Annotated in this window: 18 protein-coding genes; 4 read left to right on the top strand and 14 right to left on the bottom strand. The window is 31.8% G+C overall.

The window, feature by feature from the left end; genetic code table 11:
• Positions 1 to 93 precede the first annotated feature (93 nt).
• Positions 94 to 1,407: a TniQ family protein gene (locus MKX53_RS13095; RefSeq protein WP_340911800.1), complete on the bottom strand. Its 1,314-nt coding sequence runs from the start codon at positions 1,405 to 1,407 to the stop codon at positions 94 to 96.
• Positions 1,408 to 1,625: 218 nt separating this feature from the next.
• Here MKX53_RS13095 and MKX53_RS13100 point away from each other — a divergent pair, with 218 nt between their 5' ends.
• Positions 1,626 to 1,832 (top strand): hypothetical protein, encoded by a 207-nt coding sequence (locus MKX53_RS13100; protein ID WP_340911802.1) that lies wholly within the window; start codon positions 1,626 to 1,628, stop codon positions 1,830 to 1,832.
• 664 nt (positions 1,833 to 2,496) lie between these two features.
• On the opposite strand, the gene MKX53_RS13105 is transcribed toward MKX53_RS13100, so the two are convergent.
• The 9 genes from MKX53_RS13105 to MKX53_RS13145 form a co-directional block, all read right to left on the bottom strand.
• Positions 2,497 to 3,333, bottom strand: coding sequence for a hypothetical protein (locus MKX53_RS13105; RefSeq protein ID WP_340911803.1), 837 nt, complete (start codon positions 3,331 to 3,333; stop codon positions 2,497 to 2,499).
• A gap of 3 nt (positions 3,334 to 3,336) precedes the next feature.
• Positions 3,337 to 3,885, bottom strand: a complete 549-nt coding sequence (locus MKX53_RS13110; protein WP_340911805.1) for a hypothetical protein — start codon at positions 3,883 to 3,885, stop codon at positions 3,337 to 3,339.
• Between the two features lie 301 nt (positions 3,886 to 4,186).
• Positions 4,187 to 4,681 carry a GrpB family protein gene (locus MKX53_RS13115; protein ID WP_340913354.1) on the bottom strand — a complete coding sequence of 165 codons (495 nt, stop codon included), beginning with the start codon at positions 4,679 to 4,681 and terminating at the stop codon, positions 4,187 to 4,189.
• Positions 4,682 to 4,879: 198 nt separating this feature from the next.
• The gene (locus tag MKX53_RS13120) at positions 4,880 to 5,446 is read right to left on the bottom strand and encodes a DnaD domain protein (protein ID WP_340911808.1); all 567 of its coding nucleotides are present in this window, start codon (positions 5,444 to 5,446) and stop codon (positions 4,880 to 4,882) included.
• A 193-nt stretch (positions 5,447 to 5,639) separates the two neighbouring features.
• Entirely contained in the window at positions 5,640 to 6,023 is a 384-nt protein-coding gene (locus MKX53_RS13125; protein ID WP_340911809.1) for a DUF2750 domain-containing protein, read from the bottom strand.
• Positions 6,024 to 7,180: 1,157 nt separating this feature from the next.
• Positions 7,181 to 8,074 carry a M23 family metallopeptidase gene (locus tag MKX53_RS13130; protein WP_340911811.1) on the bottom strand — a complete coding sequence of 298 codons (894 nt, stop codon included), beginning with the start codon at positions 8,072 to 8,074 and terminating at the stop codon, positions 7,181 to 7,183.
• 401 nt (positions 8,075 to 8,475) lie between these two features.
• Complete coding sequence (locus MKX53_RS13135) at positions 8,476 to 9,102, bottom strand: putative bacteriocin export ABC transporter (RefSeq protein ID WP_340913357.1); 627 nt, start codon at positions 9,100 to 9,102, stop codon at positions 8,476 to 8,478.
• Between the two features lie 10 nt (positions 9,103 to 9,112).
• The gene (locus tag MKX53_RS13140; RefSeq protein ID WP_340911812.1) at positions 9,113 to 11,104 is read right to left on the bottom strand and encodes a hypothetical protein; all 1,992 of its coding nucleotides are present in this window, start codon (positions 11,102 to 11,104) and stop codon (positions 9,113 to 9,115) included.
• A 158-nt stretch (positions 11,105 to 11,262) separates the two neighbouring features.
• Positions 11,263 to 11,673 carry a hypothetical protein gene (locus MKX53_RS13145; protein ID WP_340911814.1) on the bottom strand — a complete coding sequence of 137 codons (411 nt, stop codon included), beginning with the start codon at positions 11,671 to 11,673 and terminating at the stop codon, positions 11,263 to 11,265.
• A gap of 1,307 nt (positions 11,674 to 12,980) precedes the next feature.
• Between MKX53_RS13145 and MKX53_RS13150 the strand changes: the two genes are divergently transcribed.
• Entirely contained in the window at positions 12,981 to 14,099 is a 1,119-nt protein-coding gene (locus tag MKX53_RS13150; protein ID WP_340911816.1) for a CamS family sex pheromone protein, read from the top strand.
• A 151-nt stretch (positions 14,100 to 14,250) separates the two neighbouring features.
• Here MKX53_RS13150 and MKX53_RS13155 read toward each other — a convergent pair whose 3' ends face one another.
• The 3 genes from MKX53_RS13155 to MKX53_RS13165 all read right to left on the bottom strand — a co-directional run bounded on the left by MKX53_RS13155 (position 14,251) and on the right by MKX53_RS13165 (position 15,677).
• The gene (locus MKX53_RS13155) at positions 14,251 to 14,799 is read right to left on the bottom strand and encodes a hypothetical protein (protein ID WP_340911818.1); all 549 of its coding nucleotides are present in this window, start codon (positions 14,797 to 14,799) and stop codon (positions 14,251 to 14,253) included.
• Positions 14,800 to 15,239: 440 nt separating this feature from the next.
• A complete protein-coding gene (locus tag MKX53_RS13160; protein WP_340911819.1) occupies positions 15,240 to 15,419 on the bottom strand; it encodes a hypothetical protein in 180 nt (59 codons plus the stop codon).
• 111 nt (positions 15,420 to 15,530) lie between these two features.
• The gene (locus MKX53_RS13165; RefSeq protein ID WP_340911821.1) at positions 15,531 to 15,677 is read right to left on the bottom strand and encodes a hypothetical protein; all 147 of its coding nucleotides are present in this window, start codon (positions 15,675 to 15,677) and stop codon (positions 15,531 to 15,533) included.
• 103 nt (positions 15,678 to 15,780) lie between these two features.
• On the opposite strand from MKX53_RS13165, the gene MKX53_RS13170 reads away from it, so the two are divergent.
• The gene (locus tag MKX53_RS13170; RefSeq protein WP_340911823.1) at positions 15,781 to 16,647 is read left to right on the top strand and encodes a helix-turn-helix domain-containing protein; all 867 of its coding nucleotides are present in this window, start codon (positions 15,781 to 15,783) and stop codon (positions 16,645 to 16,647) included.
• Between the two features lie 1,039 nt (positions 16,648 to 17,686).
• The gene (locus MKX53_RS13175; RefSeq protein ID WP_340911825.1) at positions 17,687 to 18,910 is read left to right on the top strand and encodes an IS110 family transposase; all 1,224 of its coding nucleotides are present in this window, start codon (positions 17,687 to 17,689) and stop codon (positions 18,908 to 18,910) included.
• 155 nt (positions 18,911 to 19,065) lie between these two features.
• Here MKX53_RS13175 and MKX53_RS13180 read toward each other — a convergent pair whose 3' ends face one another.
• On the bottom strand, positions 19,066 to 19,317 hold the full coding sequence (locus MKX53_RS13180) for a hypothetical protein (protein ID WP_340911828.1): 252 nt from the start codon (positions 19,315 to 19,317) through the stop codon (positions 19,066 to 19,068).
• Positions 19,318 to 19,720 lie beyond the last annotated feature (403 nt).

Raw genomic sequence — 19,720 nt, forward strand, 5'->3', positions numbered from 1 at the left:
TTTCTATTTATTCCACTTTTCTTGTTCAAGTACTATTTAAATTAGTATCCCAAATCTTCAAACTAGCTATCACTAATTGTTACTATTTCTCCACTATCCATTGTAAAGATTATTCTTAACCAATAATTCTTTCCAAAATTCTTGAAGAGCCCTCTCCCTCAGTAAACTTCTTTTAGTTTTAATTTGAATCTTCCGACTACTTGGATATATACCCTCATTTACTAAAGAATAAAAGGCTACTTGAATTTCTTTTTTTAATTCCTCTATTCTCTGTTTTGATTTTAGATCGATATAATCTCTATATCTTTTTGAAATTTGTTTACAGTACTCTGGAAAATTACAATATAAAATTCGTTTATCTCGGTCTACCATTCTTGCAGTTGCCGCCATAGATATTGGCGGGTCATATTTGAGAATTTCCTTCATTCTATTTTCAATTGAAACAAGGTCAAGTTTCCTTCTAATCACTAACTCTTTTTTTGTATTCTGTTTCTCAACCAGATGACTTATAGTCACATTTTGCAAACTTTTTGAGAGGAATTCCAAAATTGTAATATCTAATTTAAAACAGATTTTTAGTAACTCTTCTAGTGGCGGCATATTTTCAGATTTAATCCAGGCTCTTAAAGTACTTTTAGGAATACATAAGTATTCGGAAAAATCAATAATATTATTAGAAAAATATTGATGTTTGATAAATTTTAATTGTTTACTAATCTGTTCTTTAGCGAATAGCTTACTAGATTTTATTCCTATTAAGCATTCAATATTTAGATAGACAAATGTATGCCATTGCCATTCCTGATTATTTATCTCTTTTATAACTTCATCCTGAATTAACAAATTAAAACAGAATGGACAATGACCAGGAATCATTTTTCTACGCAGTATGCCAGTTTTTTTATAGCAAGTCGGACACTTGTCAATTAAAAAACACTTATGTTCAAAACAAGTCTGTATCGGTTTTAAATACCAAATTAGAGGATAGTATATACTCTTATTAGTATCGTTCCAATTCTTTATACATTCCGGACACCAAGAAAAAGTTTCTTTAAATAAATTTCTTAGAGGAACTAAATCTTTTAATTTAAACAGAGTTAAGCTAGTTAAATCTATTCTGGTTGTTAACTCTTCCAAAACACGAACCAATTCAGTTGAGTTATCTGTATATCCATTTATTGTTTTCGCGCCTTCATAAAAACTGTTGCCACCGTATTTAGAGCTTCTTTCCAAATAATCTTTATGCAATTCAGGAACCACTATCTTATTTACCAAGTGACCAACATTGATGTTATGTTCATATGAGAGCCTAATTAAATAACTAACCAGACTTTCTACTAAACCTGTTTCAATTCCAATAGGCTCAATGTTATACAAAATACTTCTAGACGCTTGAATAGTTAACACCTCCAATAATTACCTTGATAGATTACTATTAATTATTGGCAATTAAATAATATATTTATTCAAATACCTAAAATAATTTTGAAAAAGAAACATCAAAATATAAAGGGTATATAGATGACCAATATTTCTAATAAGTTTTAAATGATCAATTTATTTGATTAAAGAATAAATTCCCATGTAATAGACAATTAATAATGTATATTGGAGGGGAAGTTTATATGATAATAAAAAAACATGATGAAAAGATTATTTATTGTTACTGTTGTCGCAAAAGGACTTTATTTATACGTAGAGATTTACATAATAATAGTGGTGTAGAGAGTCATTGTAGTGAATGTTCTTTCGTTTGGTTTGAATGGCAAAATCGAGCAGTTGAGCGGGAAAAAGAAAAGTGGATTGAATATAACGAATTAACGATGTTTTAATTGTAATAACATAATAAAAACGCTTAGAGAATATTTCTCTAAGCGTTTTTACTTTCCTCTTTCAACTAGTCGAGTAGAAGGAAACCTCTCTACCTTACGGAAGATTGTGGTTCCTCCCCCTCACAGGTACACCCATACTCTTCTATAAAAAGAGACCGGCAGAGTCTCCCAAGTTGCCGTATCATATCCATGTGTGACGTGCCAAGGTCACTGAACCCATAGAGGTTTTATCCTTCTTGCCTTTAACGAAGAATAAAATGTAGCTTTCTACCGCAGTTAAGGCATCAGCCCTCTCGAGTTACGAACATTATGGAGCTCAATCCCGTCAACCAGTTGGCTTTCAGCCCGCCACCTAACTATCTAGGCTTAAAGACTAATGTTACCATTAGCCCTCCAAGACTCGCTACGAGTGAATGGCTAGTTCTTTCTCGACGGGAATCCCACCCGCTATATGATACGACCTAGGCTCGTCCGCACACCTGCCCCGTTAGTGTTTTAAAGTTCAAAGCATACAAGGGTATCTGCTACTATTACGAATAAAAATTGAATCAGTCAAATGCAAACAAAAACGTTCAACTTTTTGGACGCTTTTGTTTGCTGTTCTTATAAATGTTATTTTTGCTTCCCATATCTTTACTGTGCAGTCATAACCAATTAAAAGTGTTCAATTATTTAGGACCATTACTGAATTTGCAAGCCTTTTTTCATTACCGAGCAATGTTGTATAATATCGTTGCTCTATACCATAGAGAAGTTTTTTTAGATCATCCTCGGATTTAATCCTAAAAAATTTTTGGTTTTCATCATATTGTAATTCTCCGCAGTATTCTTTTGTATAGGCAAATATACTTTGCTGATCTTGAGGAGAATAGGTTCCAAGTGTATCCATAGCTAATGCTATCCGCTTTCTATTAGCTGTCTTCACCTTATTAACATTGTAACCTTCCTCTAACCTAATAAAGTCATTTTTTAAAAATTGCTCTGTTTCTCCCTGTGTTGCTTCTTTATATAATGTTTCAATTCCTCGGAAAATACTTGTTAATGCACTTAACTTTTTAAAATAAAGTAAATCAAAATCCTTGTCGTAAATTGCATCTGGAATTTTGTTCAATATTAATATTGGTTCATTTTCACTATCAACAAGAACTGGAGTAGCAGACATAGAAAGAAACTTCTTTTTTATCAAATTCGATTCATATATCTTTTGAAAAAAGTAAGTTCCCCCTTGAACTGAACATAAATACTCTAATTTACTGTAGTTTTGTTTGGTAACTTGATTATAGTCAGTTGATATGAAAGTTCTAGATAAGAATTCTATATAGAACTCTTTGTTGGAAAAATCATCTATCGTGAACCATTCATCTTCCTCAAGCTTATAGGATGGAGAATATGGAACTCCATTTTCTAAGTTTTGAGGTATCAGATAAATATCTTTTTCACTTGATAGAACTTTAAAAAACTCTCCTTGAACACCCTTAGTTTTGGAGACCAAATAATTCATAATTTACACCTCTCGATCTATAAAAGTAAAATTATTAATGCGTTTTAATCTTTGAAAGCTGAGATTTTTAGGATCCTTTAGTATTCGTTTAGAAATAATAAATACCTTTACGCTTGTATTAGTGGTTACATAGTAAAAGTGGTAACCGAATATTAGATATAATGGATTAAAATATAGTGTCTGGGACAGAAATGTAAAAACAAAAAGTATAATAAAAACAAAGAATAAGGTTTCGAAATATGGAACACTTAATGCAACAAAAAAGTAACCAAGATAACTTGGAAGAAATGCATTATTTGCTTGTTCAACTTCTTTTATTACAGGGGTTTTATCTGAATGAATACTATCGTCATCTAAAAAGTTTGACAATGTAAGACTGACATAAGTAAGACAAATTGGAATCAAAATATATATAAAATAAGAGATAAAGTCAGGAATAATATCAAAACAAGAAACAATATCTCCTAACACAAATTGTTCTTTGGCAAGATATACAACTATAATTAAGGAAGTAGCATTAAAAGTTAAAAATAATCTAAATAATACATTCACTAGTATACCCCACTCCTACTAATCTGTTAAGAAAGCTTCTAAGAATTATGTCCTATTTTATCATATAACGGTAAATATTCACTATATTCATTATTATTTCTTTCCTCAAAATATTAACTTAGAAGTTTTATCGTAGAGGACTTATAATATAAGGCTATGTTAAAGATAAAGGTTAATTTAAAATGCACAAAAAAATGAGTTGGGAAATGTGTCTCCAAGCTCATTGTATTTGATATCCTTTTCTTCCTAAAGCACCCGTTAGTGCAAGTATATTTTTTCACAAACTCATATTAGTTCGCAACTAAGATTTAAGAACATAATTGATAAATTCTGCTTTTGCTTTAGTGTATGCTTCACGATCATTGTTATATTTTTTTGCTAAATTTCTTTTAAGAATAGCGTATTCATCAATAAACTGCTGATTATTCCGTAATACATCACGAAAAAGTAGCTGATTATCCCACCGTTCCTCTCCCTCAAGTAAAATATGTAAATGCACTACTCGTTTATCGTTAATTACTTTCACAAAAAATCTTTGCCATGGTCGATTGTCTAAGTTAGGTGGTACATAATGCCAGTCATGATTAGCTAACCATGAAGATATTTTTTTAATTTTTTGAAATGAATCAATTTTAGCCATTAAATCAATTATTGGTTTAGCTGGTAAATTAGGAATTGATGTACTTCCATAATGTTGAATTTCCGTTATGCCGAAAGTTGAAAGTAGATTAAGAAGATGGACTTTTTCTTGAGTACCTTTTTCTATCCACTTGGGATTTGGTTCGACAATGTCTATTGTTTCATTAGCCCAAACGGGTCATGTACTTTCATCATGAATATCTTTCATTTTTCTCTTCCTCCAAATCTTTTATCAGTTTCAGTAAAATCCTTATACTGCAATCTTTAACAAGCCTGTCACGTTAGTTCAAAATGAAAAAATACTTTACTCCTTCTTCAAGTAAAGCACCTCGTTACTTAAAGAAGAAAGTTGCTATTATGGTCCTTTCTCTGATGATTCTTTGTACTTTTTCTGTTCTTCCCTAACAAATACAATAGCTTCTTCAACGGTTAGTATATTGTTTTCGTGCCAACTTTTACCCATTTCTTTGATTAAAGGATGTACAAGTCCTATTCTACTAACCACTGTAACATAATGCAGTAAAACGTTTATCACTTCATCTTTCAGTCCCAATACTTGCAAATCCTTAACCATCTTTACATCATCTTCTGTAATAGTGCCGTTGGGTTCTTTAAGAAATTCAATAGGTATGGTTGTTTTTATTTGATTTACATACCATTCATCGTATGTCATTCCTGTTTTAGCTTTAAACTCTTCTTCTTGCTCTGCATTCCATTCCTGAATAGTCATTCCGTGTATTTCTTTAAATCTTTCTTCGGGTGTCGTCCCATGTATTACTTTATCTTGTACTTTTTTCCTTCGTTTTTTATCTTTCATCTTCCCAGTTTTAGCCTTACTTTTTTCTTCAAGTTTTGTATTCCATTCCTCTGCTGTCATTTCCTTTACTTCTATATATCGTTCTTCGTCTGCTATTCGGTGCATTTTTTTATCTAGTTTTTTTTATCTTTTGTCATTCCTTTCCTCCTTAATCCAGTAGTTTTAAGTTGTATTTCGGCACACATTTCATTTTCCTATCTTATCTTCTTATTGAACTAGACTGCTTACTTTACTTTAATAAGAAAAAAGGCTTTACTCCTTCTTGAAGTAAAGCACCCGTTAGTTGAATAAGAATATATTATTTTTCTAATATTCCTATAATTTCTTCAAGTAAATCAAATGGTTCTACTTCTACCCCAATTAACTTCGCATTCCAGTTCGCACCAACTAAAAGACCATCTTCATTCATTCCGTTCAACCAAGTATTCATAAAAATTTCCAAAGGTATCGATGACGGCTTATAATGTGACCAACCATCTACTGCACATTGTCGTGCATATGCCTCATCTGACCAAAACAACATAACAACAGTATCTTCATATTCATTAGATTCGCAAACACACCATCCATCTTCATTTTCTAAACCCCAAACCACTTTATTTTCCGAAACTCTTTTTATAAAATTTTCATAACGTCTTTTAGAATTTATTATCAAATCAAGCATCGTTTTAATTCTCCCCATCTTTCAGTTTCCATATAATTCTTTACCTCTATAAGCTTAACGATATATCGCCTTGATTCATACATGTATTTTTTTCTTATTAAACTAAACTGCCGCGTTAGTTCAATAAGAAAAAAAGGCTTTACTCCTTCTTGAAGTAGTCGAGTAGAAGGGAACCTCTCTACCTTACGGTAGATTGTGTTCCACCCCCCTCACAGAACCGTGCTTGCGCTATTTACGCACACGGCTCCTCCAAATCATCATTCACACTGACTCTGCTATCCTCAATAGTTTAGTTTACATTTATTATCTCTACCGCTGTGTGTAGTAAATGTGTCCCTAGTGAGGTTGATCACTTGGTAGCAGCCTTTCCTCCATCGGCATTACCCAACTTCATTGGTACTACGCTGCTATCCGACTCCCTACAACGGCATTTGGTTACCTTGCTTATTATCGCTTGTACACCATACTCTTCTATAAGAAGAAAAGACCGGTAGGGCCTCCAGAGTTGCCGTATCATATCCATGTGTGACGTGCCAAGGTCTCTGACTCCAGAGAGGTTTTATCCTTCTTGCCTTTAACGATGGATAAAATGTAGCTTTCTGCCGTGCTTAAAGCATCAGCCCTCTCGATTTACTAACATTATGGAGCTCAATCCCTTCAACCAGTTGGCTTTCGGCCCGCCACCTAACTGTCTACGCTTAAAGGCTAATGTTACCATTAGCCCTCCAAGACTCGCTACGAGTGAATGGCTAGTTCTTTCTCGACGGGAATCCCACCCGCTATATGATACGACCTAGGCTCGGCCGCACAAGCACCTGTTAGTTTAAGTACAATTTTTCACAATCTAGCCTAAACCTCTTCTTTTGTATCTTCTGTATATGATTCGAAATCTTCACAATTCAATATAAGTTCACAACTCTGAGGGTGAAGAATAAAGAGAGTCTTGTGGTATCCATCATCAAACGACTTTGCATAAAAAACTGTTTAAAGTTAAACAAAGAGAAATCTCCTAGATGCTAAAAATTCTAAGAGGTTATATATAATCCGAAACTTTTATTTGGGAACATTTTTTGAATTTGTTTCGCATGCTTTATAAATTTCTCTTTATCCCTTAAAATACTGTCCAATGATTTTTGGAATCGTCAGTACTATATCTGTAAATGTTAATGAATTTTCTATTTTATCAAAGTATCCACCTTATTGTCATCCAAAGGCAATGACGTCACTGTATCCCCCTGTACTGGTTCAAGATGATTTTGGAACTGGATGCGAATTGATTTCGCTTTTTCAAATTGTGGGCGGTCCATTACTTGAAAGTGGATATGTGCCTCTGACGAATTTCCTGAATTCCCACATTGCCCTAATAGTTGGCCTTCTTTAACTTGTTCGCCTTCCTTTACTAAAATCGAGCCGTTTTTAAAATGTGCAATCATACTATTTTCCTTATTTGGATGTTCAATCACGATATAGTTGCCGGCAGGATATTGCTCGTTCATTTCACCAGGTACATTATCTTTAATACCATCTACTACTTCTACAACTTTCCCATTAAAAGGTGCAACAATATATGTGCCAAAAGCAAAATAATTTTCATTGATTAAATTTGTACCCTCATATGTTACCCCGTTTATTACACGTACTAAATCGTAAGCATAGCGTTGGTTTTCATACGCATAATGATAATTATCAAACTCATTTGTACCGCCCCAAAACACGAACCACTCATCACGGATTGGCATACGATATTGGTTTTTTGTCCATTTTTTGTCAGAGTCGTAAGTGATAAACGGTTTCAAATAAAATCCTGTAATTACTTGCCTAGAATCATATGCTAACTGAATCGCTTTTTCTTTATTTTGGTCTATCCAAATAACTTGAGTTGTACCAAACCATTCCTTTTCGGAAAACTTCTCTAATTTTTGAATACCTTGTTTATAGGAATAGCATATATTTTGAAATTCATTTAACCCAAGAAGATTTTGAAAATCTTTTGATGTAGTTTTATAAAGTAATTCAAACTCTTCATTGATAAAGTGTTCTTCAAATTTATTTAAGTCTAATTTTGACATATGTATCCTCCAATTTCAGCGTTCAAAAGAAATCCATTCACTTATCTTTACGAATACAATGAACTGAAAGTTTCAAAAAAATGGAAGAATAGTTAAGTTGTTTTTATAAGGTTTCCAAAGCATCGTTTGATAACATTTCTATACTTAGGATTGTAAATCTGACTATAATCCTTGTTCCACTAAACTGCGGCGTTAGTTCAATAAGAAAAGGAAATATGGTTGAACATCTTCATCAAGGGAGTAATGTTAGTCCCTTTTATTATCTGATGATAGCCAAACGTTTTTCGAAGGGAATGCGTTCAGATTTTTTCAAGAATTAACTCTTTCGCTGCATAACCCCATGTAGATATAACCCCTGTTATCGATATTGAAAAAGGATCTTCACTTGAAGATCCTTTTTTCTATATATTAATGACCCTACTACAAGTTTGAGCAATATAATTATCATGGGTTACAATAACGATTGTTTTACCCTCGTTATTAAAATCTTTCAACATTTGTATAATGACATCCCGATTTTCTTCATCTAAAGAACCTGTGGGTTCATCTGCTAATATGAGTTGGCTTTCTTGTAGATATAGTTTTAGCATCGCTATTCTCTGTTGTTCTCCTCCACTTAGCTTATATACCTGTTTATCCATAAGTTTCTCTAAATGGAGAACTTTTAGTGCTTCTTTAATTTTTTGTAGTCGTTCATTTTTAGACAAGTTTTTGTACTCTAATGCAATATTTAAATTCCATTTTACTGTCTCATCTTCTACCAAACCATAATTTTGAAATAAATAACCAATCTTATGACGTCTTAATAGCATTGCTTGTTTTGAATTGATTTCAACATTCTTTTGATTAAATAAATATAAATCTCCCTCAGATGGTTTTGAGATTAATCCCATTATATTTAATAGAGTTGTTTTACCCTTACCACTCTTACCCATGACTGCTATCATTTCACCATTATTTATAGAAAAGTTAATGTTTTCAAAAACCCTATTTTCATTAAACTCTTGACATATGCTTTCTAATCTCACTATTTCCAAGTTAACTCCCACCATTCAAAACTTTATATATGTCTTTTACTATAAGCTTCTTGTACAAATAAAGCATAGATACCAAATCATATAAGATAAACAGCAAATAAATTAAAATATTTACTTTTAAAATATAAAATACAATAGAAATACCAATCATAAAAATTATCATTACAAAATTAGCTCTTAAATTCTTTAGTAAATGATACCCTTGCACGTATCTTGAAGCATACCTTTTACCATTCACAATCATATCTATATAATTCGAAATATAAATAATAAAAACTAATAATATGATAAATAAGAATACAAAAAGCTTTGCTTGATCCATTAGAAATTCATAATTACTGAAAATAGTTTCAAAAGGGGTCAACAAGTTATTTGCCATATATAGATTATCTAAATCATACTGAATCAACATACTTTTAAATTCTTCTCTATCATTTAACTTAAATGCCAGCTGAGAAGAACCTAACATATCGAAATAAAATCCACTTCCAAAACTTCCATTATCAAGCATGATAATAGAATCTGTAAGTTCAATATCTATCTCATCTTCAAAGGGAATTGAACTTAATATTTTATATTTATTTCCATTTTCAACATAAATAATTTGTATATCATTAATACTAACTTCCTTAACTTTAATACCATACCTTGTATTATAGTTAAGTGTGGTATTATACCTTTCTATAAAATGTTCTTTTATATCTTCTTCACTAGTTCTGTATTTCTCAGGAACAAGTATTGTAGGGATATTATCATTAAAGTCCCATTGCACTTTAATATCAGTATAGTTTTCTATATAATTTTTATTTAAAATTATATTATTTCTTTGATAAGTATTCATTACTTCTTCTCGCGAAATTCCATTGTATTGCAAATCTGGGTTCAAATTATCTATAACTGGATCAAACATAATATATGCTTGATCTTTATTTACAGCATACATTTGCTTTACATTGTCAGCAACTTTTTCCAACATTTGGGTATTTTTTAATAATTTATCAAGTTCATCTGAATTTCTACCATGCGAAGAATAAAAGGAATCTAGCATTTTATAGTGATCATATTTTTTATAGACCTTATCTACCTCTTCATAATAATTAATAACAAGATTCATTAGAATGGTAACAGAAAGAATTAATATAATTTTAATCAAATTAATAATAGTATATAGTCTGTTAGAAAATATTTTATTTTTTATCGCCGCAACAACATTGGTCTTCCTTACGAAATGTTGTAATAATAACAGTAATAAAATGATTGCGATACTAATGATTGATAAAAATAATATTAAGAAAATTGCATAGGTCCAAGAAAATTTACCAGTTGTCAAATAAAATAATGAATGTCCTACAACCAATAGTACGATAAGAATTCCTTGTATATGTAAAGTTTCCTTTATGTTCGTTATGACTATTTTTGAAGGTGAAAAACCCGCTAACTTTTTCACTGCATTTGTTTTAAATCTAAACATTGTATATATATATAAAATGGCAAAAGTAGTGATACTTAATATTAAAAATTGTAATAGATTATTATAAAAAATGTCACCGTAAGATAGCCCATTTTTGCTTAATACTTTAATGTCTACTGCATTTTTTTGCGAAAATTCTTCTATTTGGTTATTGGATAAATTTGTACTGAAATATCCAGGACTATCTATAAAGTCATCTTCTGTCATTTTAAAATATCGATAAATATTATGAGAAATACCAACAAATTGTTTTACTGAGTTTATATCTGTATGGTAAATATCATAATAGGTATTTCCATCATCTGAAATAGGGTTTTTTACTACCTGAAATTCTGCTTTCTCTTCAATAAGTCCTTTATAGACTTTTAATAAGTCCTCACCAGATTTATAATCTACTTGATATTCATTCAATGAGGAATCTCCGATATTATTAAGTCCATGGATTTCATAAATGGAATTAGTATAAATATAGGAAAATATAATCATTAAACCAGTCAAATAAATTATATATATTTTTTTCATATAAATACCTTCCATCTCATATGTAAAATAAACTATTATTATTTCTTTCACTAACTAACTTAATTAGTATAGTTCAACATATTTAAAATAGTTGGATAAATATACCCAACTATTTTAAACTGGCTACATAATAAAAAATTATAGCTCTTTAAAATCTATTAATAATTAGTTCCCCAATTTTGATTTGTGTATTTTGTACTTATTGATTTAAAGTTATAATGTGAAGATTCATTTGCATACCATACTCTATTTGCAGCTATACTTGCTTCCGCTATTTTCCAATCAGATGTATGCGTTGTACTGCCAACTTTAACTGATGCCGTTACTGCAAAGTTTTTACCATCATCCACAACATATGCATTTAAGTTGTGCAAATTGTCTTGTATTCTACTATGAATCTTTGTATCATTTTGCCCTGCATCAAAAAGGAGCGTACCGCCCTCTACTTCCCCATAAAAAGCGTATGCCGCAAATGGAAAACTTATACAAACAATTAATAAACAGATACTCACTTTTAATTTTTTCATATTTCCTCCTAATTTGACTATTACTTTGCTTTTTTTCTTCATCCTAACTTCTCCTTCTAATTAAAGTTTTTTCACTTTTCAAATATAACTAAGGAGAATATTTAAATATACTGGATGTTATGCAGGAATTGTGACAAATAAGTATATTATGTAGAATTCTAAGTTTAATTGTTACAATGAGTACAAGGATAACAAATGTAGAGGCTTGGCAATAAGTTATAATAATAACGAGACTTATTGTGGCAGCCTCCTATTTCAGACCATTAATTTAATTTTTATAACATAAATATTCAATAAAAAATCACCTCTAATTAAACTAGAGGTGATTTTTAACATACTTTTTTCAACTGCTATCCTTGAGCTCTAGCTTTATCTCTTAACATGAGTACCCCACTATAATGTCACTGGACACAACATATTTGGATGTTTAATTACAATAAAGATGTATACTAACAAATGCTTTAAGTAGCATTGTTAGGCTTAATGAAATTTCATTAGGACAATAAAGTTGTATACTAATGGAACTTCATTATATAAAAAGAGCGGCATTTAAGGGAAAATTCCTTTAAATACGGCTAATTTTTTTATTGTTCAGTATACATATCTATTGTCTTTCAATGTCCAGTTACATTATAGTTGGTAACCCATCCAATTGTACTTTAAGGTTTTTACATTATAGTTAGTAACTCATTTCTTAATGTTATGATTCAAATTTAAAATACGCAGTAATTTTATATTAATTATTTCGGAATTCGAATATTTAACTAAAGCACCCGTTAGTATGAAGAAGAAGGGGGTTAGTACACCACTTAAACCGAATAAGTACCTCCTGGTAAAGTAAATAAATAAAACCCGTTCTCCCCGCTTAACTGCCATCCCTCAAAGTAATTACTGTCGTGAAACAATTCAAGATAAATACTTCCTTCAAACTCCACGACTAAATCAGAAAAAGTTACACGTATCTAATCGTGACCTTGTTTAAAGGGGGGGATTCCCAATCGGTTTTATTAACTTGATTTTATATATAGAAACTCCTTTGGAACCTCTAGTTAGTTATATAGCTCTTGTAAAGGTTTTAGATATGACCACAAATTTAATCTTAGGTGTAGATTAGTCCATCTTCTGTTAACACGAATACTACAAGATAAGAAGAGTTGTTTGTTTAATATAATGGAGATAATAATTCGAGAATAAAAACTCTTTGTACTATTCTAAACTTAGATAATTAAGTTAGATTTTTATATAACTAATTTGGTTATCTGTGTTTTGTATATACTTTTCACTTTAAATTCCCTAAAATAGAAATGTATGGTTAAATTATATGTAGATTAGAAAGGTGGATCTAATAAATGGATATACGGAAGAATATTTTGTTTTTAATAACACCACTATTCTTTTTAGTTGCTTGTAGTAGTGATGAACAAATTGTGGAAAATATTATATCACCATCTCAAACTAAGGATATATATGAAATTAAACAACCTGAAAATTTTAATGTTTCAAGAGGATTGATAATGAGGAATATAAACAATTCTTTAAATGTAGAGGAAATAGAGAAAGGACTAATGGACTTATCAATAGAACACTTTTCTACAAACAAGTTTTATATGCAGGAAGGTCAATATTTAGATGAAAATACTATTAGTCAATGGTTAGTTAGAAAATCAAAAGAAGGTTTTGGTTTAAACCCAACTATAAAAAATAGTACTGGAGATGTTTTAGAGGACGAAAAAAATAATCCTAAGATATTATCTCATGTATTAGAGCAAAACTTTATTAACAAAGAAAATGGAAATGTAGAAGGAATATCTTTAGCCATATCCTTAAATGAATTTTATGACATTAGAGTAAATGTTGAAGGTTTAGTTTATACAGATCAAGTTAAAGTAGATAGTAACGATGATAATGTAAATGACGTGGAAAATTACGGTAAGGAAATTGCCGAAATTATAATTAAAGATATTAGAAACAATAAAGAAATACCTAATGTCCCTATTTATTTAACTTTATACCAAGAATCGATTGAAAATAGTATACTTCCAGGAATATTTTTAACTGAAACATATATTCCAGAAGGAGATAGAATAGATGAATGGACTGATATAGATATAAAAAATTATACATTCCCTTCAGATTCATTATATAGTTTAGACAAAGAAACTCATGATAAATTATTAATTTTAAAAGAAGATATTCATGATGGTTTTGAACATTTAAATCCTAAAATAGTTGGTAAACTTCGATATGAAAACGGGCAATTAATCGACTTAAAAATAGATGTTAACGTGCCTTTAATTAATGATCCTGAATTAATTGGTCTTTTACAGCTCACTGCTGGTAAATTTAATACTGTTTTAGTTAATTATCTTCCTATACCTATCACTATTACTATTACAGATCAAAAACAAGATGTTGGGATTATCATTTGGGATCCAATAAAAAAACAGCTTTATGCAACTCCAATATAATTATATAGAGGCTGGGACATAACTAGCTGATATAATAAAAAAAAAGAGAAATCGAATGCCATCGATTTCTCTTTTTTCTTGTTCTTTACAGGAGTGTTTTGTATAAACTGTCCTATATGAGTAATCACCTTAGCAATTAGTACAATTTATTTTAGTTTTTTTGGATACTTCCAGAAAACTCACTTGGACCTTCAAATTCAAGATAATATTTAGAAGAACTATTGACTGACCAAGAAACGTTTAAATCATCTTGCCAACTTGAAAATGGTTTTACTATATACGTCTCTAAAGTATTATCCAAAATAGCGTCCTTGCGTTTTAATTTAACTTTCAATGAAGTGTTATGATAATTTCTTATATTAATAGTAAATGAACTTACTCCCGTAAATAAGTAATTTGAGTATAAGGTAGCCATGCTTGATTTTCCACTGATCGGATATCGACCATCCGTAGAAAGATTCCAAGTAGAAGTTGGTTTTGATACATCATAAGGTACAATTACGTTTGGATCTCCTACTCCTGCTCCTACCTCATTTACACCTACATTTTCTTGTGTTTCAGAGACTACTGCATTCTTTAATTCAATTGAATCTGGTACTTTCTTTTCTAATTCAGCAGCGTTGACATTAACGCTTAATCCGCTCCCTACAACAGCTGCTGCTAAAGCTAGTGAAGATATTTTAGTGAAAATTTTACTCATGAATATCGCTCCCTCGTCTGATTTAATTACAAATATTGTGCAGAATGTGTGAGATTATCACTAGCGTTACTTGCAACCTTTACGAATATACTAGTTGCTAGCAATATTGCTATAAAAATTGTTCTCTTTTTCCCTCCCCATATCTCTGTCTTCTACTCCAATATAAAGAAACCTATTATTAATATATACAGGATGTTATGCAAGAGTTGTGACAGTAGGAAGTGAAGTATAATAGACGACTTAGCAAAAAGTATCATATATAAATACATGTGAGGGTGTTCTAGTAAATGGTCTTGCTGATATACAAGAAAAAAGAGAAATCGAATGGCATCGATTTCTCTTTTTCTTATCGAGTGATTTGTAGAAGCTGTCCTATATGAGTAATCACCATAGCAATTAGTATAATCACTAATGAAGTTGTATTCATATTGTTTAAAGAATTATTCGATATATCCATTAAATTCATTTGGTCCAGCAAATTCAATATAATAGTTGGAAGACTTATCAAGTGACAAAGTAAATAAACCATCGTTATATGATCCATCTGGCTTTAATTTTACTTCGTATGTACCTACTGTGTTATCAAAAACAAGATCTTTTCGTTTGACTTTAAATTTCAATGAATATTGATGATCATTTACGTAAGGGGTTATCTATATGGGATTAACTACTTTAAATGATTGCTATAACTACTTACTATGACGATTAAAATAAACTGAGTTTTTTATATATTAATGGTTTCCATCAATTGGTTCATCCATTAATACTTCGATTAAACTTTTTGTTGGTAGATTATTATTCTCTATATGGGGACTAGTAGTTATAAAAAGTCCTAGAGCTACTAATATAGTAAATATGACTCGTTTCTTTTTTCTCATGATTTCCTCCTTAATAATAGTGCCTTCTTTACTAATATAAAGTAAACTATTGTTAAGGTATACAGGATAATGTGCATGATTATGACATAAAGGGGTGTAGAAAATGTATGATTTAGGAAGAAAAGTGTCAGATTATAGGAAAGCAAAAGGATTTACCGTAAAAACACTCGCTGAAAACCTATGTGATGAATCAACAATTTATCGACTGGAGCAAGGTAAACAACTTCCCCGTTTAGAGATTCTAAACGACATTTGTACGAAACTAGAGATGCCCTTTAAAGCATTATTTCCTTTAAATGAGGAAGTGGAAGAACTAAAGAGGCTTTGCAGAGAGCATACTTATAATGAGGATTATCTATCGTTAAAATTTACCATAGACGAATGTAAAAAGGTTTTAAACGATATTGACTCTGTTTATACCAAAGAGGAATTTAGGAAGTTTATTCAATGGCAGCATGCGATTCTATTACACAAAAATGTGGGGAAACCTTTAGATGCTCTTCGTGTTTTAAACTCACTTGCAAATTTGAAGACAAGTAATTCAGAGTTGGATTTCAATATTTTAAATTCCATTGCTCTAATTAATTTATCGATTGAAAAAGTCGAAGTAGCCCATAGAATCTATAATGTTATAAACAAGAAATTACAAAATCATATTGTTGTTGAGGATCCCACTCTTACTCCGCGAGTTGGTTATAACTATGCTCATACATTATTTAAATTAGAACGATACCTCGATGCTTTAGATGTCATTAATAAGGTCCTTTATTATCTAGAATCGCACCAATCGATGTACATATTAGGAAAGGTATATCATTTGAACGGTCTACTTTTAAAAAAATGTGGATATTTAGGTGAAGCGGCTGAATCTTTCCAAAATGCAATTTTGGGTTTTACTCTTACAAAAGATAAATCTAATATCAACCGAGCAGAAAAAGACTTGGCTAATATAATAAAAGTCATTGTTTAGTCTGTTGAATAACAAAGATGAAGAAACCGCTTATAGACAGTCAAGGTATTTGATATACCTGGTCAATAAGAGGTTTTATCTTTGTTTATTTCTCAAGTACATTTAAGATGTCGGCGGTTGTATATATAAATATTTTATCATGTAACGCTGGGTTTTCGTTTATAACTTCTCTTAGGTCAACAAAGATTTGTTTATCAACTTCTCGAAGCAAATATTCAAATCGTTTGTTTATCAAGCAAAAATAAATAAGAGATAATTAACTAGTAATAGATAGGGAATTCTTCTATTTTAGCTGCTTTACTAGATAAAAATGAAATTACAAAAACCTCAAATACATACGCTCTCTCTGGGTCATAATATTTATTTTTTCTTTACTTTAAGGAGTCTAAATACAACGACTTACCCTAAAAACCAGTTATAGTTTTGTTGCCTTTTAGCTATTTTTCTTCTAAAGAAAATCCTTCCTCTAACGTATCTACCGAATATAACCAAAGCTCTTCTTCCATTTGATGAATATAAAATGTGTAAGTGAAGTTAGGTATGTTACCTGCATGGATCTCTTCGCAATATCCGTTTTCGCATTGATTAACAATGCCATGCTTGATTGCATATCCTTTTTGAACTTATTCATTTATAAGTGATAATAGTTCCAAATCTAACATTCCTTCTATGTCGTTATATGTGTCAAATGCGATATAAAAACTTTCATTCTCCTATTCAACTAACCTGCTGCTTTAGTTCAATTAGAATAAACTTTACTCCTTCTTGAAGTAAAGCACCCGTTAGCCACCCATGTAGCGCAAAAAAAGCGCTACACCACAGAGAATGAAAATGTGAAAATCCGGGTATAGGATACTACGGCTGGGAGAGGAAGGTCGATGAACTATGGTGCCATAGAGCCCATCCGTTAGTCTGACTCCAACGACCACGGTGCATCACAGACTGTCGCTCCCTTACGGGAAGCACTCATGGGAGATTAATCCTACTCTGGTTATTGCACCAGCCTCCAATACTATTTGCCGTAGAAAGGATGATTACCATGGAAGTAATCATTGAACGTGCTTGTGGGATGGATGTCCATAAGGATTCCATAACTGCTTGTATTATTACGCCAAAAGGAAAGGAGATTCAAACGTTTTCCACTAAAACTGTATTTCTATTACAGTTAATTGACTGGATAAAGGAGCATGGTTGTACTCACGTAGCAATGGAAAGTACAGGTGTATTTTGGAAGCCTATTGTTAACTTGCTAGAAGCCGAGAGCATTAATTTTTTAGTAGTGAACGCTCAACATATGAAGGCAGTACCAGGTCGCAAGACCGATGTAAAGGATGCCGAATGGATTGCCAAACTTCTTCGTCATGGTCTACTTAAAGCAAGTTTTATTCCAGACCGAAATCAGCGGGAATTACGAGAGTTGGTTCGATACCGTCGAAGTATTATTGAAGAGCGTGCGAGACAACATAATCGGATTCAAAAGGTTTTAGAAGGAGCGAATATCAAACTCGGTTCCGTTGTCTCCGACATCATGGGTGTTTCGTCGCTTGATATGCTTCGTGCTATCGCCGATGGCGAAAATGATCCTGAGAAATTAGCCAGCTTTGCCCGCCGATCCATGAAGAAGAAAAAGAGTGAACTAGAACTAGCTCTTCGAGGGTATATCAATCCACATCAACGTCTCATGTTAAAAACCATTCTGGTCCATATAGAATTTCTAACTGAGCAGATTGAGCTATTAAACGAAGAGGTGGCTACTAGGTTATCCTCCCATCTAGAAGATATAGAACGATTGGATTCCATTCCTGGCATCGCCACTCGAATGGCTGAACAAATCTTAGCCGAAGTCGGTACAGATGTGGAGAAGCAATTTCCCAGTTCAGCGCACTTATGTTCCTGGGCAGGTTTAGTACCTGGACATAATGAAAGTGCGGGCAAGAGGAAATCAACCAACATGAAAAAAGGAAACAAGTACTTGAAATCGGCGTTAATTGAAGCAGCGCATTCTGTTAGAGGATCCAAGACCTACTTGGGAGCCTTGTATAGGCGTACTGCATCAAGAAAGGGTAAAAAGCGTGCAGGTATATCAGTGGCCCATGCCATTTTAAGAATCAGCTATTATCTCCTAACTCGCAAAGAAATGTACGTAGACTTAGGGGAAGATTATTTTGACAAACAAAAAGAACAATCGATTGTACGATATTCTGTTCGAAGACTGGAAAACTTAGGTTACAACGTGACAATCACTGAACCAAATGCCTCCTAGTTCAACCCACAATTTAATTCACATTTAGGCGCCGCACTTTTTTAAAAAATTATTGAGCTGCGTCCGATTTCGTATTGCCTTTTTCTCTAAATCGAAGATTTTAATTTTCATGGGAGTTGAAGAAAGGCAGACACTGGGAATGAAAACTATACCACTTAATCGACCTTTTTAGTAAATGTCCAAATAAGACTAATAATTACTGAGCTAACTATAGTTGCTATTAATAAGGAAAATAATATTACAAATAAAAAGGAACCATAATCCTCTAATTCTTCGAACGGATTATTTGTAATGTAAGGGTCACTGAACAGAGATACTATTAAAGTTGGTATAAAAATAAAGGGAAATAATTTCTTAAAATAGTTGTTGAAATTTGGATATTTAGAGTCTTTTGTTTTGCCTCTCATATAATCCTCCCATTAAAATCTATCTATTGGTTCGTTCAAGAAAAAGTGCTACCCATACTTGAAGTAAAGCACCCGTTAGCCATCCATGAAGCGCAAAATCAGCGCTTCACCACAGAGAATGAAAATGTGAAAATCGGGTATAGGATACTACGGCTGGCGAAGAAGGTCGATCAACTATGGTGCCATTGAGCCCATCCGTTAGTCTGACTCCGACGACCACGGTGCATCACAGACTGTCGCACTCTATACGAGTAGCACTCATGGGAGATTAATCCTACTCTGGTTATTGCACCAGCCACCCTTTATTCTTACAAGAATGGAGTTGATTCTTGATTTACCTTTTAACTTAATATAAACATTCTGAAGGCTCAGCCTTTTTTTAAAAAAGCAATTTCTGAGTCTC

The sequence above is a fragment of the Psychrobacillus sp. FSL K6-4615 genome, assembly GCF_038008225.1.
Classification (GTDB): Bacteria; Bacillota; Bacilli; order Bacillales_A; family Planococcaceae; genus Psychrobacillus; species Psychrobacillus psychrotolerans.